Annotated in this window: 27 protein-coding genes; 15 read left to right on the forward strand and 12 right to left on the reverse strand. The window is 65.2% G+C overall.

The window, feature by feature from the left end:
* Positions 1 to 92 precede the first annotated feature (92 nt).
* Positions 93 to 404, forward strand: coding sequence for an ASCH domain-containing protein (locus ACJ70B_RS08125; RefSeq protein ID WP_408959895.1), 312 nt, complete (start codon positions 93 to 95; stop codon positions 402 to 404).
* Between the two features lie 51 nt (positions 405 to 455).
* On the opposite strand, the gene ACJ70B_RS08130 is transcribed toward ACJ70B_RS08125, so the two are convergent.
* From ACJ70B_RS08130 to thpR, 5 genes are all read right to left on the reverse strand, one after another.
* On the reverse strand, positions 456 to 1,121 hold the full coding sequence (locus ACJ70B_RS08130; protein WP_408959896.1) for a translation initiation factor IF-6: 666 nt from the start codon (positions 1,119 to 1,121) through the stop codon (positions 456 to 458).
* A gap of 2 nt (positions 1,122 to 1,123) precedes the next feature.
* Positions 1,124 to 1,402 carry a 50S ribosomal protein L31e gene (locus ACJ70B_RS08135; RefSeq protein WP_408959897.1) on the reverse strand — a complete coding sequence of 93 codons (279 nt, stop codon included), beginning with the start codon at positions 1,400 to 1,402 and terminating at the stop codon, positions 1,124 to 1,126.
* Positions 1,403 to 1,404: 2 nt separating this feature from the next.
* Positions 1,405 to 1,557, reverse strand: coding sequence for a 50S ribosomal protein L39e (locus ACJ70B_RS08140; RefSeq protein ID WP_004267621.1), 153 nt, complete (start codon positions 1,555 to 1,557; stop codon positions 1,405 to 1,407).
* Positions 1,558 to 1,675: 118 nt separating this feature from the next.
* Complete coding sequence (locus tag ACJ70B_RS08145; RefSeq protein ID WP_408959898.1) at positions 1,676 to 2,626, reverse strand: hypothetical protein; 951 nt, start codon at positions 2,624 to 2,626, stop codon at positions 1,676 to 1,678.
* A 129-nt stretch (positions 2,627 to 2,755) separates the two neighbouring features.
* A complete protein-coding gene (gene thpR / locus ACJ70B_RS08150) occupies positions 2,756 to 3,313 on the reverse strand; it encodes an RNA 2',3'-cyclic phosphodiesterase (protein ID WP_408959899.1) in 558 nt (185 codons plus the stop codon).
* A 139-nt stretch (positions 3,314 to 3,452) separates the two neighbouring features.
* Here thpR and ACJ70B_RS08155 point away from each other — a divergent pair, with 139 nt between their 5' ends.
* The 3 genes from ACJ70B_RS08155 (at position 3,453) to ACJ70B_RS08165 (ending at position 6,449) form a co-directional block, all read left to right on the forward strand.
* Complete coding sequence (locus ACJ70B_RS08155; protein WP_408959900.1) at positions 3,453 to 5,126, forward strand: FAD-dependent oxidoreductase; 1,674 nt, start codon at positions 3,453 to 3,455, stop codon at positions 5,124 to 5,126.
* 93 nt (positions 5,127 to 5,219) lie between these two features.
* The gene (locus ACJ70B_RS08160) at positions 5,220 to 6,155 is read left to right on the forward strand and encodes a tetratricopeptide repeat protein (RefSeq protein ID WP_408959901.1); all 936 of its coding nucleotides are present in this window, start codon (positions 5,220 to 5,222) and stop codon (positions 6,153 to 6,155) included.
* Positions 6,156 to 6,449 carry a DUF424 domain-containing protein gene (locus ACJ70B_RS08165; RefSeq protein WP_408959902.1) on the forward strand — a complete coding sequence of 98 codons (294 nt, stop codon included), beginning with the start codon at positions 6,156 to 6,158 and terminating at the stop codon, positions 6,447 to 6,449. It abuts the gene before it with no gap.
* 169 nt (positions 6,450 to 6,618) lie between these two features.
* Here ACJ70B_RS08165 and ACJ70B_RS08170 read toward each other — a convergent pair whose 3' ends face one another.
* Positions 6,619 to 7,494 carry an ABC transporter permease gene (locus tag ACJ70B_RS08170; protein WP_408959903.1) on the reverse strand — a complete coding sequence of 292 codons (876 nt, stop codon included), beginning with the start codon at positions 7,492 to 7,494 and terminating at the stop codon, positions 6,619 to 6,621.
* Positions 7,491 to 8,468: an ABC transporter ATP-binding protein gene (locus ACJ70B_RS08175; protein WP_408959904.1), complete on the reverse strand. Its 978-nt coding sequence runs from the start codon at positions 8,466 to 8,468 to the stop codon at positions 7,491 to 7,493. Before ACJ70B_RS08175 ends, ACJ70B_RS08170 begins: the two co-directional genes overlap by 4 nt.
* 102 nt (positions 8,469 to 8,570) lie before the next feature.
* On the opposite strand from ACJ70B_RS08175, the gene ACJ70B_RS08180 reads away from it, so the two are divergent.
* From ACJ70B_RS08180 to sufU, 8 genes are all read left to right on the forward strand, one after another.
* Complete coding sequence (locus ACJ70B_RS08180) at positions 8,571 to 8,912, forward strand: ArsR/SmtB family transcription factor (protein WP_408959905.1); 342 nt, start codon at positions 8,571 to 8,573, stop codon at positions 8,910 to 8,912.
* Positions 8,913 to 8,914: 2 nt separating this feature from the next.
* A complete protein-coding gene (locus ACJ70B_RS08185; RefSeq protein ID WP_408959906.1) occupies positions 8,915 to 9,232 on the forward strand; it encodes a hypothetical protein in 318 nt (105 codons plus the stop codon).
* A gap of 64 nt (positions 9,233 to 9,296) precedes the next feature.
* Positions 9,297 to 9,647: a hypothetical protein gene (locus ACJ70B_RS08190; protein WP_408959907.1), complete on the forward strand. Its 351-nt coding sequence runs from the start codon at positions 9,297 to 9,299 to the stop codon at positions 9,645 to 9,647.
* Positions 9,644 to 10,507, forward strand: coding sequence for a sensor domain-containing protein (locus tag ACJ70B_RS08195; RefSeq protein WP_408959908.1), 864 nt, complete (start codon positions 9,644 to 9,646; stop codon positions 10,505 to 10,507). Before ACJ70B_RS08190 ends, ACJ70B_RS08195 begins: the two co-directional genes overlap by 4 nt.
* Positions 10,508 to 10,851: 344 nt before the next feature.
* The gene (locus ACJ70B_RS08200) at positions 10,852 to 12,141 is read left to right on the forward strand and encodes an aminotransferase class V-fold PLP-dependent enzyme (protein ID WP_408959909.1); all 1,290 of its coding nucleotides are present in this window, start codon (positions 10,852 to 10,854) and stop codon (positions 12,139 to 12,141) included.
* Between the two features lie 399 nt (positions 12,142 to 12,540).
* Complete coding sequence (locus ACJ70B_RS08205) at positions 12,541 to 13,200, forward strand: helix-turn-helix domain-containing protein (protein ID WP_408959910.1); 660 nt, start codon at positions 12,541 to 12,543, stop codon at positions 13,198 to 13,200.
* A gap of 628 nt (positions 13,201 to 13,828) precedes the next feature.
* Positions 13,829 to 14,281: a response regulator gene (locus ACJ70B_RS08210; protein ID WP_408959911.1), complete on the forward strand. Its 453-nt coding sequence runs from the start codon at positions 13,829 to 13,831 to the stop codon at positions 14,279 to 14,281.
* A gap of 180 nt (positions 14,282 to 14,461) precedes the next feature.
* Positions 14,462 to 14,881 carry a Fe-S cluster assembly sulfur transfer protein SufU gene (gene sufU / locus ACJ70B_RS08215; RefSeq protein WP_408959912.1) on the forward strand — a complete coding sequence of 140 codons (420 nt, stop codon included), beginning with the start codon at positions 14,462 to 14,464 and terminating at the stop codon, positions 14,879 to 14,881.
* A 205-nt stretch (positions 14,882 to 15,086) separates the two neighbouring features.
* On the opposite strand, the gene radA is transcribed toward sufU, so the two are convergent.
* The 5 genes from radA to htpX form a co-directional block, all read right to left on the reverse strand.
* Positions 15,087 to 16,118, reverse strand: coding sequence for a DNA repair and recombination protein RadA (radA, locus tag ACJ70B_RS08220; protein WP_408959913.1), 1,032 nt, complete (start codon positions 16,116 to 16,118; stop codon positions 15,087 to 15,089).
* Between the two features lie 166 nt (positions 16,119 to 16,284).
* Positions 16,285 to 17,469 carry a PQQ-binding-like beta-propeller repeat protein gene (locus ACJ70B_RS08225; RefSeq protein WP_408959914.1) on the reverse strand — a complete coding sequence of 395 codons (1,185 nt, stop codon included), beginning with the start codon at positions 17,467 to 17,469 and terminating at the stop codon, positions 16,285 to 16,287.
* Positions 17,466 to 19,115 carry an ATP-binding protein gene (locus ACJ70B_RS08230; protein WP_408959915.1) on the reverse strand — a complete coding sequence of 550 codons (1,650 nt, stop codon included), beginning with the start codon at positions 19,113 to 19,115 and terminating at the stop codon, positions 17,466 to 17,468. The genes ACJ70B_RS08225 and ACJ70B_RS08230 overlap by 4 nt, the downstream gene beginning before the upstream one ends.
* A gap of 345 nt (positions 19,116 to 19,460) precedes the next feature.
* Positions 19,461 to 20,066: a PspA-associated protein PspAB gene (pspAB, locus tag ACJ70B_RS08235; protein ID WP_408959916.1), complete on the reverse strand. Its 606-nt coding sequence runs from the start codon at positions 20,064 to 20,066 to the stop codon at positions 19,461 to 19,463.
* 24 nt (positions 20,067 to 20,090) lie between these two features.
* Positions 20,091 to 20,981 (reverse strand): zinc metalloprotease HtpX, encoded by an 891-nt coding sequence (gene htpX / locus ACJ70B_RS08240; RefSeq protein ID WP_408959917.1) that lies wholly within the window; start codon positions 20,979 to 20,981, stop codon positions 20,091 to 20,093.
* A gap of 130 nt (positions 20,982 to 21,111) precedes the next feature.
* On the opposite strand from htpX, the gene ACJ70B_RS08245 reads away from it, so the two are divergent.
* The 3 genes from ACJ70B_RS08245 (at position 21,112) to ACJ70B_RS08255 (ending at position 24,592) form a co-directional block, all read left to right on the forward strand.
* Positions 21,112 to 21,873, forward strand: coding sequence for a creatininase family protein (locus tag ACJ70B_RS08245; protein ID WP_408959918.1), 762 nt, complete (start codon positions 21,112 to 21,114; stop codon positions 21,871 to 21,873).
* A 339-nt stretch (positions 21,874 to 22,212) separates the two neighbouring features.
* On the forward strand, positions 22,213 to 23,361 hold the full coding sequence (locus tag ACJ70B_RS08250) for a 60S ribosomal export protein NMD3 (RefSeq protein WP_408959919.1): 1,149 nt from the start codon (positions 22,213 to 22,215) through the stop codon (positions 23,359 to 23,361).
* Positions 23,354 to 24,592 carry a class I SAM-dependent methyltransferase gene (locus ACJ70B_RS08255; protein ID WP_408959920.1) on the forward strand — a complete coding sequence of 413 codons (1,239 nt, stop codon included), beginning with the start codon at positions 23,354 to 23,356 and terminating at the stop codon, positions 24,590 to 24,592. The genes ACJ70B_RS08250 and ACJ70B_RS08255 overlap by 8 nt, the downstream gene beginning before the upstream one ends.
* The last annotated feature ends 150 nt before the right edge of the window (positions 24,593 to 24,742 follow it).

Genomic DNA, 24,742 nt, shown 5'->3' on the forward strand with positions numbered 1-24,742 from the left:
CCGGCGCGAGGGAAAACGCCGAACTGATCGACACCGATCTCTCGACGATCGAACAGTCAACGGTTTTACGTCATCGGCTCGAACCCGCAAACATGAGCGAACTCGACCCAGACGAGCTGTTGCCAAGCGAGCGAATGCGGACGCAGGCCCTCGAGGGCGAGGTCACGCAAATCCACCGCGGCCATCAGTACGCCGACGAAGGCGACACGTTCGCGATCGACGGGACGACGTTCGAGGTCACCGAGGTCCGCGACCGCACGCTCGGCGAGCTGACCGACGAAGACGCGCGGGCCGAGGGGATGGAAGACCTCGAGGCCTACGAGCGCCTGCTCGAGCGCGCCCACGAGAACTTCGAGTGGAACGACGACAGCGAGGTCGTGTTACACCGGTTCGAACGACAGTGAGAACGGTCAAAGAAGGGATTCCTCGAGCGTCGGATGGTCGTGCCAGCCGCGTCAGTCGAGATAGCCGAGCGCGTCCTCGATCCGGCCCAGTTCGGGACCGGTCGTGTCTTCGCCGACGACGTAGCCGGCCTCGTTCGCGATGAGTCCGGAACCGACCAGCGGCGCACCGTAGTTGACCGTCCCGACATCGGCCCGGACGTCTAACGCCGCCTCGAGGGCGTCGAGTTCCTCGTCGGTCGCCTTCGGATGGCAGAGGACGCCGGTGTCGTTCGCGACGGCGGCCGTCCCGACGGTCCGGACGCCAGCGAGGTCGCCGCGCTCGGCCGGCACCTCGAGCGTGTCCTCGACGATCTGGAGCGCCTCGCGGGGCAGGTTCGGGTGGACGTAGGCCCCGTAATCGTTCGCGAGGACGACGTTGCCGGCGGCGTTGATGTTGCCCGGCAGTTCCGCGACGGGAACGTCGACCTCCTCTTCGAGCGTCTCGCGTTCGTACTCGAGGACGCGAGCGCTGACGAGCAGACCGTTCTCGTTACCGGTCGCTAAGGCACCGACCGTCGAGGAGCCGCCGACGGTCGTCCGGACGGCGGGCACCTCGAGTTCGTCGGTCAGGTCGGCGACGACGTCGTCATCGACGTCGGGGCGAACGAGTACGCACGAGTCGGTCGCGCGGGCGAAGACGCCGACGTACGCCGACCCGGCGAAGGCGAGGCGTTGCAAGTTTAGTCGGCGACCTCGGCTTCGACGACGGCTTCGCCCTCCTCGTCGAAGCGAGCCGCGCGGACGCGCAGCTTTCGCGGCGGGTTAGATCGGCCGTTCGACCAGACTTCCTCGTTGATCGAGGGGTCCAGTCGGATGGCGTCTTCGTCGACCGCGAAGTGTTTTGCGAGGTGCTCGCGGATGAGTCGCATCGCGAGGTCGGCGGCCTCGTGGTTCGCGCCCTTCTTGACGTCTCGCAGGGGAACGGTAACGACGCGTTCCTCGAAATCACTGGCACTCATCGTTATTCGTCAGTATCGTTGCGCCGCCAGTTGCGTCGCTTGGGGTTTCGCTGAACTTCCATGTCAGTCTTCATCATGACCCAGGCCGGCACGCGGCTGTTCTGGTTCTCGAGTTTGGCAAGTCGCTTCTTCTTGCCCTTCGATTTCTTACCCATAGTGGCCGAACGTAGCCCACGCTGGCTTAAAATCTTGTCCATCTTGCAGGGACCGGCGCTGACCGCCGATGACGGCACTGCGAGCGTGATCAAGCCGTGATCGGCGGTCGGAACGACGTCAATCCCCGAATCGCCGCTCGAGGGAGCGCGTCACGCCCTCGCGGGTGGCCTCACTGAGTTCGGTCGTGTAGCTCCAGTTCTCGATACCCTCGGTGCCGTCGTGGCGATAAAATCGGTCGTGATCGTAGCAGCCGGTGCCGTGGAACCGGGTGCCGCCGCCGAGCCGGTCCGGGCCGGCGTAGGCGGTCGCCATCGGCGAGATTCGTAGGGTGTCCGGAGCCGTCCGAACGGCCGCCCCCAGTTCGTGGTCGCAGACCGCCGCGCCGATGTCGGCGACGACGTCGCTCGAGAGAATGGTGTGGAGCGTCTCGTGGATCGCGACGTTTCGGCTCACCGACCGCGAGTCCCAGACCTCGGTCGCGCCGACGTTCGCGACTGTCTGGGCGTCACCGCCGCCGTCGGGGTCGCCGATCAGCGCGTTCGGCGATAGCGTCCCGCCGTAGCCGACGCGGTAGTTGAGCGGCGACCAGCACAACAGGAGGTGACAGGTCCGATTGGTGAGCGCGTCCCGTTTTCGCAGTCGCTCGCGAAAACGGCCGAGCAGTGTCTCGAGCGACGGCACCACGGCGTCGGCCGACAGCGGTGTCTCCGCGGGCGGAAATCGGATCGGCGGGCCGCGCTCGACGCGAATATCGAGGTCCGCGAGCCGCTCACGGTCGCGGGCGTAGGCGAGGACCTGCTCGAAGGCGGACTCGACGGCGGCCAGCGCGTCCCGAAACGGGGGCGGCCAGTCTCCGCGAAGCGCGTCGCGGCCGTACCACAGTCGCGCCCGGAGCGGCACGGCTCCGGGATAGACGCGAACCAGAACGGGGACGCGACGGTCACCGGCGACGGCGGTCGCGGTGGTGCCAGTGGAAGTCGTGAGGGCCGCACCGCCGATCGCAGCGAGGGCCTCCCGTCGCGTGACGGCCAGCCGACTCCTCGCGCTCGCGGTATCGTCGTCCGGCATCGTGCCCGCTCGGTACGCCGAAGCGGCTCATCATACCTAGTTCTGTAATTCCTGACTATACCGGCGGGAGCGCCATTATCGATCACGAATAGCAGACAATCGTCGTTCGGCGACTGGACGCCGCTGGCCTCACTCGAGCGGGAACGACTCGATGGTCGAGTAGACCGGCCCTTCGTCCGTGAGGGTGCTCTCGGTGAGCCGCAACTCGTCGACGCGGGCCTCGCCGATCGTCGGATCGCGCTCCCGGACGAGGTCCTGTACGAGGTCCTTTCCGCCGGCATGTTCCATCCGCGCGAGCGTGACATGGGGCGTGAAGTCGTGGTCCTCGGGGTCGAACCCCATCGCGGTCGTCCGGTCCTCGACCGCCTCGTGGAGCCGCGTGAGTTCCTCGCCGCCCGTTTCGGTGCCGAACCAGACCACGCTAATGTAGTCGAGGCTCGGGAAGACGCCGAGGCCGCCGTAGCGGACCGTGAAGGGATCGACGTCGGCGTCCGCGACCGCGGCGGCGAGCTCTCGCTCGAGGTCGTGAAGCCGGTCGTTTCCCACGTCGCCGAGGAATTTCATCGTGACGTGGACCTGCTCCGGATCGGTGAAATTGAGCCCGCTTGCGTCCGCGAACTCGTTCTGTAGGTCCGCGACCGGGTCCGCGAGGTCGTCGGGAAGGTCGACGCTGACGAACAGTCGCATACTCGAGTCCTCGTGAGCGGCGTACTCAACGATGACGGTCGTCGCGGTCGCGACGCGTCGACCGTCGAATCGATCGCGGATACGGGAACCTTGGATCGGTAGGGGCGCTGGTTATTCCCGTGGGCTTCCTGGTACGCGTATGACTGACGTTGCCGTCCTCGGCGGCGGAATCGGTGGTCTCACTGCGGCGCACGAACTCGCCGAGCGTGAGGTCGACGTGACCGTCTACGAGGCGAACGACCGCTTCGGCGGGAAGGCCCGATCGATGCCGATCTCCGACGAGCCGGCACCCTTACACGGCGAGCACGGCTTTCGGTTCTTCCCGGCGTTCTACCGCCACGTCATCGACACGATGGAGCGCATTCCCGACGGCGACGGCACCGTCGCGGACAACCTCGTCGAGACCGAGGCGACGCTCATCGCGAACACGACGGGGCCGGGCCAGATCGCCGAGACGCGCACGCCTGACTCCGTTCGAGGCTGGCTCGAGGCGCTGCGCCCGGCCTTCGCCGAGGACCTGCCCGCCAGGGACGTCCGCTTCCTGCTCGAGCGGCTGTTCTACCTGCTGACGGCTTGTGAGGCCCGCCGGGAGGAGGAACTCGACGATATCTCCTGGTGGGAGTTCATCGACGCCGAGAACCGCTCGCCGGCGCTTCGCGATCGGCTTGCGTTCGCCGTCCAATCGCTGGTCGCACTCCGGCCGCAGGTCGGCAGCGCCCGAACGATCGGCACCGTCTACCTCCAGTTGCTGTTCGGCCAGCTCGACCCGACGCGGCCCACCGAGCGGGTCCTGAACGCACCGACGAGCGCGGCCTGGATCGACCCCTGGCTCCGTCACCTCGAGTCACTGGGGGTCGAGTTCCGGCCGAACGCCCCAGTCCGGCGGCTCGAGACCGACGGCCGCCGCATCACCGGCGCGACGCTGGCCGACGGGGAGACGATCGCGGCGGACGAGTACGTCCTCGCCGTGCCGGTCGAGGTCGCTCCGAAGCTGATCCCGACGGAGTTAGCCCGGAACGCGCCGGCGCTCGAGCGGATCGACCGGCTCGATACGGCCTGGATGAACGGCATCCAGTTCTATCTCGCCGACGACGTCGATCTGACGCGCGGTCACCAGGTCTACGCCGACGCGCCGTGGGCGCTGACATCGATCTCCCAGCGGCAGTTCTGGACGGGCTACGACCTCGAGGAACACGGACCCGAGGCGGTCGAGGGCGTCCTCTCGGTGATCGTGTCAGACTGGGACACGCCGGGGATCGTCTACGGCAAGCCGGCGAGGGAGTGCACGCCCGAGGAGATCGCGACGGAGATCTGGGAACAGTTGAAGCACCATCTAAACGGCCCCGACCAACGGCTGCGCGACGAGCATCTCGTCGACTGGTTTCTCGATCCGGCGATCGTCGAGACCAGCGTTGCGTCGGAGACGCAACGAGAAGACGGTGAAACCGTCGACGAGGGCGGCGTCGAGAACCGCTCGCCGCTGCTGATCAACACCGTCGGCTCGCTGCGAAACCGGCCGCCGGCCGACGTGGTGGTCGAGAACTTGACGGTGGCGGGCGACTACGTCCGGACGAACGCTGATCTGGCCTCGATGGAGTCGGCCAACGAAGCCGGCCGGCGCGCGGCCAACGCCGTCCTCGAGCGGCGCGGAAGTCGAGGGTCGCAAGCCCGAATCTGGCCGCTCGCGGAGCCCGCCGTGTTCGAGCCGTTCAAACGCCAGGATCGGGTACGCTATCGCCTCGGCCTGCCCCATCCGGGCGCGGTCACGCAGTCGATTCGAGGAGTCACCAGACGGTTCGGCGGGCGGGTCTGAACGGCGGTGTTCCAAACTCCAGCGCGCCGTCCTCGAGCCGCCGACGCTACCCGGGTCGCAGCCCTTAACAGTCGTCGCCGCCAATTCAGGGCAATGACCGACCGAGACGACGATCGCGACCATCGCTTCTCCGAAGGAGAGGGGTTCGACGATCCCTACGAGGAGTTCGACCTGGATCCGCCGGAGCTCGGTGTCGACCCGTCGAAGGTCGATCCCGTCGACTCCCGCGTCGTCACCGACACGTTAGACGAGCACAACATCGACCGGGACGACGTCGACGCGAGCGAACTGCTCGACGTTGGACTGAACTACATGCAGATCAACCGCTACGAACAGGCCACCGAGGCCTTCGAGCGGACTGCCCGCTTCGCCGAAGACGAGCGACTCGAGCAGGAGGCCTGGGTGAACAAGGGCGTCGCCCACGGCGAACTCGAGGAGTGGGACGAGGCCATCGGTGCCCACCGCGAGGCGCTGCGGCTCGACGACTCGAGTGAACACGCCGCGACCGCCGAGACGAACCTCGCCTACGCGCTCTGGGAGTTCGGCGAGACCTCCGAGGCCCTAGAACACGCCGAGCGCGCCATCGAGATCGACGAGCGCTTCGCCGCGGGCTGGTTCAACCGCGCGTTCTTCCTCTCCGAGCGCGGGCTGTCCGAGGAGGCCTTACACTGCATCGACAACGCGATTCGGCTCGGCCTGCGCAACGCGAAAGTGCTCGAGGAGAAGGCCGAAATTCTGGAAGAACTCGGCGAGTTCGATCAGGCCGAAGAGATCGCAGAAGAAGCAAACCAGATGCGCGAGCGCGCCGAGCGGGAAATGATGGACGACCGCGAGGAGATGGTCGACCAGGGGCCGGGCGGCGGTGCCGGGGCCGGTATGGGTGCCGGACCGGGAGCCGGCGGCCAGCCCGGACTCGGAGCCGGACGACAGTCACCCCAGAGAGGCGATGTCGGGCTCGAGGACCTCGGGCTCGGCGACCTCACGGGCGACGCCGCAGACGAGGACGACCGCGAGTGGGAACTCGAGTAGATGCTCGTCAACGAACGGGAGACTCAGGAGGGGGTGCTCGTCGCCGTCTGCGACGAGGACATTCTCGGCGAGACGTTCGAGGAGGGCGACCTCTCGCTGACCGTCACCGAGGAGTTCTACGGCGGTGACGCGGCCGACGAGTCCGCGGTCATCGAGCATCTCGCGCAAGCGGACGTTGCCAATATCGTCGGCACCCGCGCGGTCGAACTGGCCATCGAGGAAGGGTTCGTCGACGAGGCGAACGTCCTCGAGATCGGGCCAACGCTACACGCGCAGTTACTGTGGATGCAGTGACCGCGGTCTGGCAGCCGGTTCGTTGTCGACACTCCCACGCCCGACAGCAGACGCCAACGCTTCGCTGACGGGACAGCGACCGCGATTGTGAACGCAGGTCTTGAACACACCAGTCGGTCGTCGCGTCAGGGCGGTGTGTGAAACGGCCGACCCAACTCGGCGGGCCGGCTCACAGATCCGTCTTCCGGAACCGGTAGTAACCGATCGCGACGGGCACGACCAGCCAGCACAGCAAGACGACGAGGCCGAACCACTCCTGTAGATAGAACGGAGCCTCGCCCGGATACCGCTCGGCGGGCGTCATCCCGTAGGCTTCCATCGACTGAAGCCCGTACTGGAACTGGAAGGGGAAGACCGACCCGTCGACAACCTGGCTCGAGAGGTGTGCGTACGCGAAGATCGGGTTGAACTGCTGGAGGAGGAGATACCACGTCTCGGCCGCGACCGGCGGTCCCTCGTCGTAGATGAGGTAGTAGGGACCGGCGGTGAGCAGCTCCCACAGCGCGACGAACACCATGTAGAGGCCGACGACGATGGCCATCGACTTCCCGCGCGTGGAGACGCCGGCGGAGACGCCGACGGCCAGCCCGACGAACGTCACGCCGAACAGCAACGAGACGGCGGCGAAGCCGAGCCAGTCGACGAACGGGACCGACCCGAAGAGGAGGCCGCCGAGGGCGAGCGAGACGAGGTACGCGAGCGCGACGGCGAGGCCGACGACGCTCATGCGACCGAGCAGTTTGCCGACGACGACGTCGGTCCGATTCGGCGGCAGGCCCAACAGGAGTTTGACACTGCCCGACCGGCGCTCCCCGACGACGGCCATGTAGCCGGCGATCAGCGCGGCGACCGGGAGGATCACCTGCAGCGGCATCCCGAGGAAGCTGAGCACCTCGGCCGCGCTCACGTCGTCCATCGTGTACCAGATCGCAACGTAGCCGATCGCGACGAGGCCGACGAGCAGCCCGGTCAGCGCCCAGAGCAGCTTCGACCGGCCCGCATCGTCGAACTCCTTGCGGGCGACGGTGGTGATGTGCGCGGTCATCGCGCCACCCCCGTCTCCGCCTCGAGCGCGTCCGGCGTCTCCACCGGCGCTCCCGACTCGGCCGCGTCGCCGTTCGTCAGCGCGGTGAACAGCGACTCGAGCGAGACGTCCTCGAGTCGCATGTCTTCGATCGTCGCGCCGGCATCTGCGAGTGCGGTCACGACGCCGGCTTTCGCCGCCGAATCGGTGATCGTACACTCGAGCGTGCGACCGGAGGCGATCACGTCGGTGCTCCCTGGCACGTCGTCGGCCACCGCTCGCAGTTCGGCCGCGGGACCGCCGAGCGAGAGCGTCATCGTCGCGCCGCCGCCGATCTCCTCGCGGAGGCCCGCGATCGTGTTGACGGCGACGAGTTCCCCTTCGTTTAGCACGCCGACTCGGTCACAGACGGTCTCGACGTGCTCGAGAATGTGACTCGAGAAGAAGACCGTCGTCCCGCGTTCGGCCTCGCTCCGGACGAGTTCCTGCATCTCGCGGATGCCGTGAGGGTCGAGCCCGCTCGAGGGTTCGTCCATGATCAACAGGTCGGGGTCGCCGACCAGCGCCACGCCGGTCGCGAGGCGCTGGCGCATCCCTTTCGAATAGTCGCCGGCCGGCCGGGCCGCGTCTTCGGCCGAGAGCCCGACCCGCTCTCTGATTTCGGCGGGATCGTCGTCCGTGCCCTTCGTCTCGATGGCGAACTCGATGTGCCGCCGGCCGGTCAAGCGCGGATAGACGTCGAACCCCTCCGGGAGGACGCCGACGCGGGGGCTGATCGCGTCGGCCTCGGTCTGCGCGTCGTGGCCGAGCACCGTCGCCGAGCCCGTCGTCGGGCGCGTGAAATCCAGCAGCATGTTGATCGTCGTCGACTTCCCCGCCCCGTTCGGGCCGAGGAAGCCGAACACTTCGCCGTCGTCGACGGTCAAATCGAGGTCGTCGACGGCGGTGAGGTCGCCGTACTCCTTCGTTAAACCGGACGTCTCTATCGCGGTCATCTCACCGCCGACTTCAGTTGACGTATAAATAGTCCGTCAGCCACGGTTTCACGCTCGGAAACTGTGGAGGCTTTTATATCTTCTTTCCATACGATCCATCAGATGACCGACGATGAGGGCCAAGAAGTGCTCGCGTTACTCGACGACGAGTACGCCCGCCGCATCCTCATCGCCGCCAGCGAGGAACCGATGTCCGTCGACCGACTCACCGACCGCTGTGACGCCTCACCGCCGACGGTCTATCGACGGATCGACCGGCTGGAGGCGAAGGGGTTCCTCGACGAATACCAGGAGCTCGATCCCGATGGCCACCACTACAAGACCTACAGCACGCGACTCGAGCGCGTGGCGATCGAGATCGCCGAGGGCTCGATGGAGTTGGACGTGTACCGCCGCGACGAGGACCCCGCCGACCGGTTCACCCGGCTGTTCGAGGACCTGTGACGATGCTCGAGGCTCCGCTGCAGACCGTCGATGGCGGTACGCCAACGGTCGCCGTCGCCGTCTTTGTCGGCCAGGCGATCGCGTTCGTACTCGCCTGCTGGATCGCAAAGCGGTCCTACGACGGCTATCGGGACGCACGCCGGCCCGCCTTGCTCTGGCTCGCGCTCGGAATCGCGCTGCTGGCTGCCGTCCCGACGGTCGTTCGGTTCCTGCTGCCGACGCTGCTCGGGGCCACCTCGTTGACGACGAGCGTCGTCGCGGCGACGAGCGAGATTACCGGCCTCACGGCGATCCTCTACACCGTCTACGGCAGACCATGAACGCCACACCGCGCCCGCTCCCGTCGCACGTGACCGCGCCCGCCGGCCACTCGAGGTGGGAGCGATGATCAGATTGGCGGCCGCCGTCGGAGCCAGCGTCGGCACCGTCCTCGAGACGACGGTCTTCGGGCTGGACGAGGAGACGACGATCTTCTTCGTCGGGTTGGCCAGTGCCGCGCTCGGATCGGTGGTCGCGTGGACGGCCTACCGGGGCTACGCTCGCAACGAGAGTCAGCCGATGTTGTTTCTGGCCGTCGGCGTCGCATTCCTGACAGTTGTACCGTTCGTCCTCTCGCATACTGTCGATTTAGTGACCGACGCGGCCGATGCGACGGTGTTGCTCGTCGTTACCGTCTGCCATCTGCTGGGACTCGTCGCGATCGTTCGCTCGTTCAGGAGACCAGATCCCACATGAGTTCGTCACGCACGTCCGCTCCGCTCGCCGCGGTCACGGCCGCGCTCGCTCGCGTTCGAACGTGGTGTCGCCGGTTCGTCGGCGTCGTCGCCCGAAGACGGACCTACTACACCCTGCTCTATCTCCTGCTCGCGTTCCCGCTCGGGATCGGCTACTTCACGGTGCTCGTGACCGGCTTCGCGCTCCCCGCCGGCTTCGCGTTCGCGTTCGTCCAGATCGGCTTCTCGGATCCGGTCGTGTTCCTGTTCGCCGGGATTCCGATCGCGCTGCTCGGACTCGGGGCTGGGGTGCCGGCCGCGCTGGTCACCCTGTTCGCCGCGACCGAACTGACCGCCCTCGAGCGACTCCTCGCCGAACGGTTGCTCGAGGCCGAGATTCCGACCGCGGAACCGGCCCGAAGCGTCCGCGAGCGGGCGCGACGGCTCGTCGCCGACCGCGGAACGTGGAAGGGGGTCGGCTACGTGTTCAGTAAGTTCCTGTACGGGACGGCCGCGTTCGTCGCCGTTACGTTCGGCGTCGTGTTCACGTACGCGCTGGTCGCCGCGCCGCTTCACTACCGGAATCAGACCGTCGGCATCCACATCGGTGATCCGATCAAGTTCGTCCCCCAGTTCACCTATCAACACGAGGGCTGGACCATCGACATCTCGCCGGTCACGCTCTCGATCGCCGACGGCGAACTAATCTCGCTGTACGTCGATTCGCTCCCGGCGGCGCTCGCCGTCTCGGCGGTCGGCGTCCTCGTCGGGCTCGTCGTCTTACACTTGTTCAACGCCGTCGGCTGGCTCCTCGCGAGGTACACGGAGCTGCTGCTGAGGAACACGCAGCCGTCGGTCGTCACCGATCCGCCGTGGGACTAACGCGCTGGCCGTCGGAAAGCGCTATTTCTCGAGCCGTCGCGTTCGTGTCACATCCGAGTGCCAAACAAGTTTGGAGACACCGATATCTCCGAGGGCAACAAACGATATATCGCGGCAGGGGCACCCACCAGGGTACTACTTCCCCACTCCTGCCGTTTTCCCTCCCGAACCCGACCACCCCCACCCCCACCACCCCCTCCCACCTCCCCTTCCCCCTTTCCGTTCATCACGCCGACAGTCCGAAGCCGTCGGGTTCCACAACGGTGATTCGAGCCACACGACCGCAGTCGCGGACGGGGGTCGGACCGAAGAAGTGTTTTGCGTGGGGTTCGTTTTAGTCACTAATGAGTCACCAACATCTCGAGTCGCTCGATGTCGATTCGATCCGGGAGGAGTTCCCGATCCTCGAGCGCACGTTCGACGTTGCGTCGGAGACGCAACGAGCAGACGGCGACGCCGGCGACGACGGCCAGCAGCTCGTCTACCTCGATAACGCGGCGACGACCCAGACGCCCGACCCGGTCATCGACGCGATGAGCGACTACTACCGCGGGTACAACGCCAACGTCCACCGCGGAATCCACCACCTGAGCCAGGAGGCCTCGATCGCCTACGAAGAGGCCCACGACCGCGTCGCCGAGTTCATCGGTGCAGACGGCCGCGAAGAGATCGTTTTCACGAAGAACACGACCGAGGCCGAGAACCTCGTCGCCTACTCATGGGGGTTGAACGAACTCGGGCCCGGCGACGAGGTCGTACTGACGGAGATGGAACACCACGCCTCGCTGGTCACGTGGCAACAGATCGGCAAGCGCACCGGGGCCGACGTGAAGTACGTCCAGATCACGGACGAGGGCCGCCTCGACATGGACCATGCCCGCGAGATCATCACCGACGATACTGCGATGGTCTCGGCGGTCCACGTCTCGAACACGCTCGGCACCGTCAACCCCGTCTCCGAACTGGTCGATATCGCCCACGACCACGGCGCGCTGACCTTCATCGACGGCGCACAGGCCGTCCCCAACCGGTCCGTCGACGTCGAGGCCATCGGGGCCGATTTCTACGCCTTCTCCGGCCACAAGATGGCCGGCCCTACCGGCATCGGCGCGCTCTACGGCAAGAAGGGGCTGCTCGAGGCGATGGATCCCTACCTCTACGGCGGCGATATGATCACGAAGGTCACCTACGAGGACGCCACCTGGAACGAACTTCCCTGGAAGTTCGAGGCCGGCACGCCCCAGATCGCCGAAGCCGTCGGTCTCGTCGCCGCCATCGACTGGCTCGAGGAAATCGGCATGGACCGCATCGCGGCCCACGAGGAGGAACTCGCCCGCTACGCCTACGAGCAACTCGACGCCGAGCCGGACGTGGAGATCTACGGTCCCGAGCCCGGCCCCGACCGCGCCGGTCTTGTCGGGTTTAACTTAGAAAACGTCCACGCCCACGATCTGGCCTCGATCATGAACGACCACGCGGTCGCGATCCGCGCTGGCGACCACTGTACCCAGCCGCTGCACGACAAACTGGGGGTCGCGGCATCCGCTCGAGCCTCGTTCTATGTCTACAACACGAAAGAAGAGGTCGACAAGCTGGTCGCCGCCATCGACGACGCGCGTCAACTCTTTCGCTGACGCGCGAGGAGGTGTCGACGGCGTCGTTATGAACGAACGGAGTGAGTGAACAACGGCCAGCGAGAGTGTCGCTCTCGCCGGGCGCGTCGGCTCGTTCGCTGACTGCGGAGCGTCTTCGCGAACGCAGAGCGAAGGGCAGCGAGAACCCTGTTTTCGCCGGTGCGATAACGGCAGTTGGCACTATCGGTTCGGAATATGGAATCGGAACAGCCGGCTCGGGATGGACGTGTGCGAATCTACCGCTGGTACGACGAGCAGCTATCGGTGATGGTGACAGGGTCAGGCAGAATACACAGCGCGTATCACCATGTCGTCTGAAAGACATATTTGTGAGAATTATCGGTTCTGCGTCAGATTTCCCGGGAGAATATTTACGAGCAACGTGGCACTATTCGACTGATGGCCACCGAAGCGACCTTTACCATCCCATCGGACGAATTTCCCTTGGGAACCGTATTCAATCAGTTACCCGATGTGACGGTGACGCTGGAGCGAATTGTCCCGTCACAGGACGTCGTAGTGCCCTACTTCTGGGTGCGAGGAACTACCGTCGATGATATTGAGGGAGCGTTCACCGACCACCCCGGAGTGAAGAATATACGTCTCGTCGATTCCGTTGAAGATGAGTATCTGTTACGTGTCGAGTGGGCACGAGAATACACCGGTGTTCTAAGCGCGCTAACCGAGATGGAGATTCCACTCGTCAAAGCCGTTGGTGTGAGTCAACAATGGACGTTCGAGGTTCGTGGCGACGATCGAAACGATATCGCGGACTTTCAGAGCTATTGTATAGAGTCGGACATTCCGATTACGCTCACGAAGATACACGCACTCACCCCGGTCGAAACGGAGAGCGAAGCAGCACTTACTGACGCCCAGCAAGAGGCGCTGGTACTTGCATATGATCGTGGCTACTTCGAGTCTCCACGTCAGACAACGATGGAAGAACTCGGCGACGAGCTCGGAATTTCCCAGCAAGCCGTCGCGTCTCGCCTCCGCCGTGGGATGAACCATATTCTCGAGAGCACCCTTTCTGAAACGACGGACTCGAACCGGTAATCCACTTAAGCATTTTGTATAATCAAGAGTGGTGCTAACCCCGGTCTCCGGCTAAGAGAGCCGTGAAATATGCCTGACGGGGAGAGCGAACGGACAATCGCCGAATGTCTCGGTTGCGGAAATGCCTATGCGGCGAAGGAATGGCCAGACGGAACGATTCAACCGATCGGAACGAGAAACGGTTGCCAATGTGGCTCAACGGAGTTTCAGATCGTCGAAGAGACGGCCGCTACCGATCTCTCTGAAGACGGGGTCGGCTAACTAGTGAGACACCGGGCTACTCGAAAATCGGAGGCGATATTCAAAACGATCGCACTGAACACATCCTCTGCACTCGGCACGCAGGGTCTCCTCTCGTAGATGAATCGGTGTTGCGCCATCACCCACTTCTCCTCATCGCAATCAGTGTGAATCGTTTCAGTGGCTCCTATAGCACCCCGGAGAAATGGGCGCGGACGGCTCGAGCAACGCCGAACGCGACTGCCATCGACAGAACGAGAGAGCGTCAGCTCAGCGTTAGGAGACGAAATTACGGCCACCTGTGTGAGCGGCGTGAATCGTCCGAACAAAGGAAAGACCGATCGCGGTGACTGCGAGTTTTTACTGGTCCGCATGCTATGTAATGCAAATGTCTTCAGAAGGCGGACAGCAGACCGACCCGATCGAGATTCTGCTCGTCGAACCCAATCCCGGTGACTGCCGTCTCTTCGAAGAGAACTTCCGGGATGCAAAGCTTCTGAACACCATCCACACCGTCTCTGACGGGGAGACCGCGCTCGATTTCGTCGCCCAGCGCGGCGAGTACGCCGACAAGCCACAGCCCGATATCGTTCTGCTCGAGCCCCAGTTGCCCGGCAAAAGCGGGATCGAGGTCCTCTCGGCGGTGAAAAACGAGCCGGAACTCGAGGAAATTCCGATCGTCGTGCTGACGAGTTCGGACGCAGGAGAGAAGGTCGTGCGATCTCACGGTCTCGAGGCGGACACCTACCTACAGAAACCGGTCGCGCCCGAGGAGTTCGTCGAGTTCGTCCACTCGGTCGAGGAGTTCTGGTTTACGATCGTCGAGAAGTCATCGCAGTGACCCGCTGATCGGTTCGCGAACGTGGCGGTCCCGCTGAACCGACGCGCCAGTAGCGGGAGCGTCCTGGATCGGTTTTTGACGAACCAGGAAAACCAGCCTCGAGGACGCCGATGACGGACGCGACCACCGTGTCGCCCCCCGGAACCCTTTTACAACTCACTGGCCTATCCATATACAGCAATGGGACTGGGCTCGGATATGTACCGACAGCAGATCCTCGACCACTACAAGAACCCGCGCAACTACGGGGAACTCGAGGATCCCACGTTCACCCACGTCGGCGAGAATCCGATGTGCGGTGACGAGATTCGCATGGATGTCGAACTCGCCGACGACGAAGAGACCATCGAGCGGGTCGCCTTCCAGGGAGACGGCTGTGCGATCAGCCAGGCCTCTGCCAGCATGCTCTCGGGCAAACTCGCCGGGACGACCCTCGAGGAACTCCACGAGATGGACCGCGACGACGTGATCGACATGCTCGGCGTCGATATCTCGCCGATGCGGGTCAAGTGCGCCGTCCTCGCCGAGAAGGTCGCACAGGACGGCGCGGAGATCTATCAGGGCGAACTCGACGTAGACAAGACGACGACCGAGGACTAACGACAGTATTACTCTCGAGGTCGCCCGCTGCGCTCGCTCACCGCTCGAGCGGGACTCTGGACTGAAAACGAGCCGCACGCTTCCGTCGTTCGGTCGCGGGTATTGTACCGCATAGATAGCCTGGCGTCTGCGGGACGACGAACGACGGGGACCGCCGTGTGCGGTAACGGACTCGGTTTGGCGGGACGAACGGACGTTCGAGTAGTTACTCCGGCTTCAGGCCTTCGTCTTGGACGCGCATAACGGCCTCGCCGTCGGCGAGGTTCGGCGCGTCGACGAGTCGGACGATCCGCTTATCGCCCTTGGACTTGCGGAGGTAGATCCGGAACGTCGACTTGTGGCCCAGAATGTTGCCACCGATCGGCTGTGTCGGGTCGCCGAAGAACGAATCGGGGTTCGACGCGACCTGGTTCGTCACGATGACGGCCGTATTGTAGAGGTTCCCAACCTTGTCCAGATCGTGGAGGTGCTTGTTGAGCTTCTGCTGTCGGTCCGCGAGTTCGCCCCGGCCGACGTACTCGGCGCGGAAGTGGGCGGTCAGCGAGTCGACACAGAGCAGTCGGACGGGGAACTCTGACTCCTCGTGCTCGCTCGCGAGGTCCTTGGCCTTCTCGGCCAGTAGCATCTGGTGGTTCGAGTTGAACGCCTTCGCGACGTGGATCTTCTCGAGGACGTCGTCGACGAGTTCGTCGACCGCTTCCTCGTCGTCGGCCGAGCCCTCGATCTCGCGGTCCTCGAGCGTCGCGTCGATGGCGTCGTCCGGCAGCCCGCGGACCATGTCGTCGATCCGTTCGGGGCGGAAGGTGTCCTCGCTGTCGACGAAGATACAGGAGCCATGGAGGCCGCCGACTTCCTCGGGAAGCTGGACGTTGACGGCCATCTGGTGGGTGACCTGGGACTTGCCGGCACCGAACTCGCCGTAGACTTCGGTAATCGACTGGGTCTCGATCCCACCGCCGAGCAGGTCGTCGACCTCGTCGATGTGCCAGCTGAGCTTGCCGATCTTGTTCCGTCGCTCGAGGACGGTCGAGCCGGTCTCGAAACCGCCGACGTCGGCGGCGTCGCGGGCGGCGTTGACGATGTCCGCCGCGGTGGAGTCGCCGATGTCCGCCGTGTTCGACAGCTCGGATGGGGACGCGACGGCCAGACTCTGGAAGGAGTCAAAGCCAGCGTCGTGGAGTTTGTCTGCGGTCGCCGGTCCGACGCCGGGGAGCGTCTCGAGATCTGCTTCGGGCATACTCCTCCGTAGTTCCGGCTCCCCCATAAACCCCCGTTTACAGGGAAGTGAAAGTGAAAGTGCCGGCGGGCGTCGGGGGAGTTCGAATCGACAGTCACGGATTATGAACGAATGGAGACTGTACCGACACGAGATTGGCCGCGAGCGAGGGCAACGCGGATCGGGTTCAACGGCCCCGGTCGTCCGCGTCCCACTCGAGGCAATGAAGTCGTCCGTCGTCGCTTCCGACGAAGAGCCGACCGGGAGCGACCGCGGGCGTGCCCGCGATGGCTTCCTCGGCTCGGAAGGTCCAGATTGGGTCGGCGTCGTCGATATCGATCCCGTAGAGCGAGCCGCTGGCATCGCCGACGCAGAGCACGTCGCCGACGACGACCGGACAGGAGCAAATCGGCCCGTCAAGTTCGACGCCCTTCCGCGAGAACAGCCGGCCGCGGAGTTTGCGTCGGCCGACAGTCGTGTCGGTGACGTGGCAGTGGCCGTCGGCGGCTCCGACGAACGTCGTTTCGGCGGCCGCGAGCACGGTCGGAGACGTGGTAAAGGCGGTCCCGGTCTCGTAGGTGAACCACGACTGGCCGGTTGCGGCGTCCAGCGCGAGCAGCGTCCCCGCGTCGTCGGCGACGTAGACCCGGCCGTCCGCGACGGTCGGTCCGACAGCGACTGCGCCGGCGGCGGGCACGGCCCAGGTTTCGTCGCCAGTCTCGGCCTCCAGTGCGAACACGGTTCCGTGTGCGGTTCCGGCGAAGACGCGCTCGTCGGTCCATTGCCGTTCGGGTTCCCGCCGTTCGTCCGCGAGCACGTCCGAATCGACCGGTCCCGAAAGCGGGGTCCGGGTCGATCGCGACGGATCGTACTCCCGGCCGTCGGCGATCACCGGTCGGCCGACCACCGCCGACTCGGTCTCGTGGGTCCACAGTTCCGCGCCCGTCTCGGCTTCGAGCGCCGACACGCCGGCCGCGTGTCCGGCGTAGAGCCGGCCGTCCGAGAGGGAGAGCGCAGACTCGAGAGCGGCCGGGAGGTCGACCCGCCACTCCTCGTCGCCCGTGGCGGGATCGAGCGCGCGGACGGTCCCATCGTCGGTTCCCAGATAGAGCCGGTCGCGGGTGACCACCGGCGTCGCGTCGACCGTCGCCGCCGTCTCGACGGTCCACCGGCGACGGCCCGTTTCCCGCTCGAGCGCGTAGCAGGGTCCGGCGCTCGTGGCGACGTAGGCGGTGTCGCGGTCGCACACCGGCGATCCCGGTCGGCCGTCTAACTCGGCCGTCCACGATTCGGTCACGCGGGACGGCCCCTCGAGATCGCGTCGAAGGCCGGCGTTGCGCGTATCGCCGTTGGACTGGGTCCACTTGGTCACTGCGTATCGGTACCGACGCCACGAGTATAACTGTCGGGCGTCTCGACGTCGGCGAATTCGAACTGGGCACCGCCGTCGGGGGCCTCACGAAGCGAGACGTCCCAGCCGTGGGCGTCGGCGATGCTCTGGACGATATTGAGGCCGAACCCGGTTCCCTCGTCGTCCGTCGTCACTCCGGCTTCGAAAACGGTCTGCTCGAGGTCCGACGAGATGCCGGGGCCATCGTCGAAGACCGCGAATCCAGCGTCGGTCCGCCGAACGGTGACGGTCACGTTCGGTCCGGTGTCTTTCTCGCCGTCGTCGGCGCGGGAGCCGTGCTCGACGCTGTTTCGAAACAGATTCTCCAGTAATCGTTGCAATCGGTCCCGATCGCAGGCGATCGCACCGAGTTCGCCGTCGACGCGGAGCGTCGCCGATGCCGACGCGGCCGTCGTCGACCATGCCGCGTCGACGACCGCCTCGAGCGGGACGACCTCGAGATCGTCGACCGTCTCGCCCTGCCGGGAGAGCGTCAACAGATCGCGGATCAGACCCTCCATGCGCTCTAACGCGGCCGCGGCATCGTCGAGGGGGTCGTCATCCACGTCACGCTGTTCGCGCACGAGTTCGAGGTTACCCAGCGCGACGTTCAGCGGGTTCCGAAGGTCGTGCGAGACGATACCGGCGAAAGCGTCCAGCCGCTCGTTCTGTCGCGCGAGTTCGGCCTCGTGCTCCGCGAGCCGTTCGCGGGCCTCGAGCGACGCGATAGCGTGGCCGATCGTCTCGCCGAGTTCCGACAGCACTGACTGTTCGTGCTCGTCGAACACGGTCTGTCGGTCAGCATAGATGCTGATGAGCCCGTAGACCGTTTCGCCGTGGGCAATCGGGACACCGGCAATCGACCGGACGCCGCGGCGCTCGAACTCCTCCCACCACAGCTCCATCGTCGGATCCGCGAAGACATCGGGGACGCACTGTATCTCGCGGGTCTTGATCACGCGACCGCCGGCACCGGTCCCGGTCGGACTGTCGTCGACGGTGATCTTGAGTGACGTGACGTAGTCGTCGTCGAGGCCCGCCCACACCTGGGGCCGTACTCGGTCGTCGTCGGCGTCGTACCGACCGATCCAGACGCCCTCGTAAGGCTCGGATTCGTCGAGCCGGTCACAGACCCCCTGCTCGAGGGCGGCTCGTTCGGTATTGTTAGCCACCTCCTGTGTCACGATCCGGATCGTGTCGTTGATTCGGTTCAGTCGCTCGATCGACCGCTGGCGCTCCAGTCCGCGAACGTCGTACAGCCCGACCAGCAAGCCGACGAGCGCGCCGAAGGTCGCGACGTTGAGCACCACGGTCACGGGATCGATCGTGACGGTGCCGACCACGGCGGTCGCCGCCAACGCCCACACGCTAAGCGCAGACAGCGCCAGCACACCACTGCCGGTCCAGGCCAGCATCCGACCCGGATACTGGCTCGAAAGCAGTCGCTCTCGAGCGAGCGAGTAGCCGATCGCGGTCACGGCGAGTGACAACACGAGCGGAATGCCGGCGACGAGCGCACCCGCTACGGCCGAACTCGGCTCGAGAAGCGTCTGCGCGTGAAACAGCGAGAGGAGCGCGCCCGCGGTGGCGAGGATGCCACCGACGAGTCGATTCGAAATATCACGCATTCGGCTTATCCGGACATACGGAGCGGCCCATATAGGTGCTCTGGCCGGTGTTATTGGTGTTACACGTACGAGCGGTGACAGCCACGGCACATTGGATCGACCGCTGGATGCCCGAACTGCGGGACGGCCGAGCAGTGGCTCGGCACGGAAAACGGAAAGCGGCAGGAAAAGGGGAGCAACTGGGTGGTGCGCAGTTGTGATGATGTGGTTTCAATGGGTTCGAAGTGGTTTTGGTGGGCTCCTGCCGCCTATTTCATCGTATGCACCACATCGCAATACCGCTGTTCCCAACAGAATTTGGGTGTCCGCCGACCGCGAACGTAGACCGGTGGCGCTCGCCCTCGTTCACTCCCAAGGATGCGTGCCGCGCTTGCTGGGCCAGAGCGGATACCAGTAGTCTTTCTCGTCCTCGACTTCGAGTTCGCCGTCCAAGGCCGACTCGAGGGTGAACTCCGCGCTCGAGTCGCGTTCTCGGCCGTCGCGCGGGACGAACGGATAGAAGCGGCCCCGCCGGAACGAATAGATCCAGTAGGCGGTGCCATCGCGATCCGCATACGCAAACACCGCCGCCAGTAGCCGCGAGCCGTAGCCGTGCTCGATGAACGTATCGGCGGCGAAGTGCATGCTCGTGATCAGGTCCTCGGGGTCGTCGTCCGTGAGGACAACCCAGTGGTAGCCGTGGTCGTCTTCCGTCACCGAGAAGTCGGTGCCGGTCTCCTCCTGGCCGGCCGCTAAGATCGCCTCGACCTCGTCGACGGCGTCCCGGAAGTCCGCCGAATCGACGCCGGAGAAACAGAGCGCGCCGACGTCCAGCGACTCGTAGCCCAGATCGGCCTCCATCGTGAGGTAGGCAGTGCTCATTCCGAATAGGTCGTCGGGGTCGGCGTCGCGTCCGGCGTCGGTCTCGGCGCGCGAACCGAGGATGGACCGGAGCCCGTCCAGTAGTCCCATAGTTCGAGTGAGGGCTCGAGCGCCTTAGAAAGTCTGTATTTCGCGCTCGAGGTCGCGGAGCCGTTCGACGCGGCGCTCGGTCGACGGATGCGTCGCGAACAGCCGCCCGATAATGCCGGACTTGATCGGGATGATGAAGAAGGCGTTCATCTCGGCCTCCTCGCGTAAGTCCTCTTTCGGGACGTTGTCCATCTGTCCCGAGATCTTCAGCAGCGCCGAGGCCAGCGCCGACGGGTTGCCGGTGATAGCGGCCGCGCCGCGGTCGGCGGCGTACTCGCGGTACCGCGAGAGCGCCCGGATCAGCAGGTAGCTAATGATCCAGACGACCAGCGAGACGAGAATCGCGACGATGATCCCGCCACCGCCACCCTCGCGACCGCCGCCGCGGCTGTGGCCGCCGCCGAAGAACGCGCCCCAGCGGACGATCATGAACGCGATCGTCGAGAGGAACGACGCGATCGTCATCACCATCATATCGCGGTTTTTGACGTGGGAGAGTTCGTGGGCTAACACGCCGTCGAGTTCGTCCCGATCGAGCGTGTTCATGAGTCCGGTCGTCACGCAGACGGCCGCGTTCTTCTGGTTGCGCCCGGTCGCAAAGGCGTTGGGAACCCGCGAGTCCACGACCGCAACCTTCGGCTTCGGGAGGTCGGCCTGCTGGGAGAGCCGTTCGATCGAGGCGTGGAGTTGCGGGTACTCGTCGGCTGAGACTGTCTTCGCACCCATGCTCTTCAGCGTGAGGGTGTCGCTGAAGAAGTACTGTGCGAGCGACATGCCGCCGAACAGGACGACGAAGACGACGAAACTCCCCATGTAGGCGGCGATCGCTCCGGCGAAGACGATGTACAGCGCAAACAGCAGGAACATCGTCACGAACATCCGAACGCGCAGCCCCCAATCCGCCTGCCAGTTCATATCTCAAACGACGTGCTCCGACGAAATAAGTGCCCTGTTGAAACGACCAACTGCAAGACGGCGAGTCAGGGTCGATCACTACCACTACCCGAAGACGTATTCCCGTCGGTTCGTTCCGTCGACATGTCGAATGGCTACTCCCGATTCACTACTCCTCGAGGAGTGTACGTGGCCGGAGGTCGAAACGGCGCTCGAAAACGACACGCGAACGGTAATCGTGGCGGTCGGCTCGATCGAGCAACACGGGCCGCACCTGCCGCTGAACATGGATGCGCTCGACGGTGATGAACTCTCGCGGCGCATCGCCGCGGAACTCGGCGACGCGCTGGCCGCGCCGACGATTCGGCCCGGCTGCTCGGGCCACCACATGGCGTTCCCGGGAACGATTACGGTGCCGCCGGAGACCCTGATGGACCTGATTCGGGCCTACTGTCGATCGCTGGACGACCACGGGTTCGAACACATCGTTCTCGTTCCGACTCACGGAGGAAATTTCGCGCCGGCCACCACCGTTGCACCGGAGATCGCCCGCGAGATCGACGCGAACGTGATCGCCCTCGCCGATCTCGACGACCATATGGAACTGTTAAACGAGGGGCTTCACGACGCTGGCGTCGACTACCAGCAGGACGTCATTCACGCCGGTGCCGCCGAGACCGCCATGATCCTCGCGATCGACGAGGGGCTCGTCCGTACGGATCGGCTCGAGACGGGGCCGGAGGGATCGATCTCCACCGCGCGACTCCTGAGCGAGGGGTTCGAATCGATCACCGAAAGCGGCGTGCTCGGCGATCCGAACGAGGCCACCGCCGAGGCCGGTGAGGCGATCTTCGAGGCCGTCACGGCCGCGTATGTCGAGCGAATCGAAGCCGAACGCGACGCCGTTCGATAGCGATGTGAGGTTTGCCCTCGATTCTCGGCCTCATCGGGCGGGTCAGCGGCGCGTTCGGTCGCTATCGAGACTCGGTTCAGCGGCCCCGTCGAACCCCTTCGTTTCGCATGGAGACCACGGGACACGGGTACGTCTGACGAACTCGCATTCGACGACGGCTGACGCTCGTCTGATCGGTGTTGGCTCGACACACCCCCTTCGTTTCGCGTGGAAGGACGCGACAGTCACGGACGGCGACTGGTCTCGAGCCTCGAGCGGGAAAGTACGGGAACAGCAGCGGGGAACAGCAACGGCGGATGGAGCGGGTGGCTTAACTCCGCGAAGTCCCAATCGGGGGCAATGAGTAAGTCGCGTGCGTTTTGTCCCCGATGCGGGGACGCGATACCCGAACGGTCGGCGAGCGACGCTGACGGTGGTGCCGGCGGACACGCAAACGACCCGCTACGGCCCGGTTCGGAGGTCGAACTCTGCGATTCGTGTTACTTCGAGGACTTCGACTTCGTGGACGCGCCAGATCGGATCGACGTTCGCGTCTGTTCGCGCTGTGGCGCGGTCCACCGGGGAAAGCGGTGGGTCGACGTCGGCGCGGAGGATTATACCGACATCGCCATCGAGGAGGTCAGCGAGGCGCTCGCTGTCCACGTCGACGTCGAAGACGTCGCCTGGCAGATTGACCCCGAACAGGTCGATCAGAACACGATCCGGATGCACTGTTACTTCACCGGCGTCGTACGCGGGACGCCGGTCGACGAGCAGGTGACAGTCCCGGTCAAGATTTCCCGCCAGACCTGCACCCGCTGTGGGCGGATCGCCGGCGATTACTACGCGAGCGTCGTCCAGATCCGCGCTGAGGACCGCACCCCGACGACCGACGAGACCGAACGCGCCAAAGAGATCGCAAACGGGATCGTCGCCGACATGGAAGCGACCGGCGACCGAAACGCCTTCGTCACCGAAATCGGTGAGATCGACGACGGGCTGAACATCAAGGTCTCGACCAACAAGATCGGCAAGAAGATCGCGAACAAGATGATCGAGGAGTTCGGCGGCACCGTCAACGACGCCGAGACCCTCGTCACGGAGGACGAGGACGGCAACGAAGTCTACCGCGTTACCTTCGCCGTCCGCCTCCCGCCGTACACCCCCGGCGACGTGATCGACCTCGACGAGGACGACAGCGGGCCGGTCATCGTCCGCAGCGCCCGCGGCAACCTCAAGGGCGTCCGCGCGACGACCGGCGAGCGTTACGAGGCCGGCTACGAGGCGGGGAACTCGCCCGACGCGCGGAAACTCGGCGAACTGGAAGACGCCGTCGAGACGACGGTCGTCACCGTCGAGGACGACAACGCCGTCCAGGTCCTTGATCCCGAGACCTATCAGGCGAAAACCGTCTCGCGGCCGGATTACTTCGATCCGGACGCCGAGACCGTGCCCGTGCTGAAGAGCCGCGCCGGTCTGCACATCCTGCCGGACGAACGCGATGACTGAGGACGGAGCCGACCGGTCCCCGGAAGCCGAGACGGACGCGCTCGAGCCCGCGGCCGACGACGTCCTCGAGCGAGCCGAGGCCGACGCCCCGCTGGCCGTGATCGTCGAGACGCCCCGCGCAGAGACGGCCATCGAGTCGCTGCGCGCCGAGGGGGTCTACGACGACTCGAGGCGCGTACGCGAGGCACGAGGGGGACGTAACGCGGTGCCTGCAGACCGCGCGAACGAGTCGGCGACCCGAGAAGGTGGCTCCGAGAGAGTCGCCCTCCCCGTCACGGAACCGCCGAGCGAAACGCGGGTGCTCGAGGTCGTCAAACAACTCGAGCCCGAGCTTCGAAGTCCGGATCTCGAGGACCTACTGGCCGAGCGGGGCTGGAGCGAGGCGGCCCGCGAGTCCGCGCCCGGCTCGTGGGCGGTGATCGGCTCGGTAATCCTCGTCACGGTTCCTGAAGGGTGTCCCGACGAGACGGAACTCGGAGAGGCCCTGCTCGAGCTCCACGGCGAGGCCGACAGCGTGCTGGCCGACGAGGGAATCAAAAACGACGGCGACGCGGGCACCTACCGCGAGCCGCGGACTCGGCTCATCGCGGGGCAGCGGGAAACGGAAACGATCCACACGGAACACGGCACGAAATACGGACTCGACCCCGCGAAGGTGATGTTCTCGCCCGGCAATCAGGCCGAACGCGCACGCATGGGCGAACTCGCGGGCGACGACGAGCACGTCTTCGACATGTTCGCCGGGATCGGCTACTTCACGCTGCCGATGGCGCGGGCCGGCGCGCGGGTGACCGCCACCGAACTCAACCCGACCGCCTTCCGCTACCTGCTCGAGAACGCCGTGCTCAACGATGTCGGCGACCGGGTCGACGCCTATCTGACCGACTGTCGGGACCTCGCGAGCGACCTCGAGGCCGACCGCGTCGTCATGGGCTACTACGGCAGTTCGGACGCCGACGCGACCGCGGCGGAAGACGAAGAGACGGATCACGGCGTTCGCACCGACGAGGCCCACGAGTTCCTCCCCGACGCCCTCGAGGCGCTTTCCCCCGGCGGCGTCGTCCACTACCACGAGGCGACGCCCGAATCGCTGCTGTGGGACTGCCCGCTCGAGCGCCTCGAGTCGGCCGCAGACGAGGCCGGACGGGAGTTCGAGGTGCTCGAGAAACGGCGGGTGAAGAGTCACAGTGCGGGCGTCACACACGTCGTCGTCGACGCTCGGTTCGAGTAGCGCCGTCCCTCGCGGCTACTGCTGAGACGTCGAGAAGGTCGTTGGATTGATACTCGAGCGGCGACTGCCGGGGCGTATGGACAGAAATCAGCTCATCGCTCTCCTCTTCGCGTTCCTCATGGTGTCTTCGGTGGTCGCCTACAGCGCGAC

The organism is Natrinema sp. 74 (assembly GCF_046097095.1).
Lineage (GTDB): Archaea > Halobacteriota > Halobacteria > Halobacteriales > Natrialbaceae > Natrinema.